1 protein-coding gene is annotated in these 416 nt (G+C 38.7%); it reads right to left on the reverse strand.

Annotated elements, in window-relative coordinates; translation table 11 throughout:
• Positions 1-296: Rossmann-fold NAD(P)-binding domain-containing protein (locus KH893_RS12605; RefSeq protein ID WP_486606309.1), on the reverse strand; the 296-nt coding region annotated here is incomplete at its 3' end.
• Between the last annotated feature and the right edge of the window lie 120 nt (positions 297-416).

The raw sequence follows: 416 nt of genomic DNA on the forward strand, positions 1-416 counted from the left end.
TTAATAAAGCGTGGTTCTTCAATCTCGTTAAGAATTGCCGTAGCCATATTCCCAGAGGTTATATGAGACTTTCCATCTGCGGCATAAATTAAATTATTACGTCCGGTAACATATTCAGATTTCGGCCCATTTAAAAAATCCTGTTGTGGAGAAACAGCTGTCCAATTAACACCCTCGCTATCGTGCTGTAAAACATATAATTCATCAACACCATACCGTGGTTCGCGAATCCATGCATCATTGTTAGGCAATTGGGAAAGTGCATCTAAAAGCATTTTTCCGTCTTGTCTTTCCAAGGACCCAGCACCTAACAAGAATATAAATCGCGTTTTTAAGCCACGGGCGATTCTTAACAAATGTACCAAAGCATCGAAATTTTCAATCGGATTTTGATGATTTGCAAAGGCATTTATAAC

It is taken from the genome of Liquorilactobacillus sicerae, assembly GCF_029916425.1.
GTDB classification, from domain to species: Bacteria; Bacillota; Bacilli; order Lactobacillales; family Lactobacillaceae; genus Liquorilactobacillus; species Liquorilactobacillus sicerae.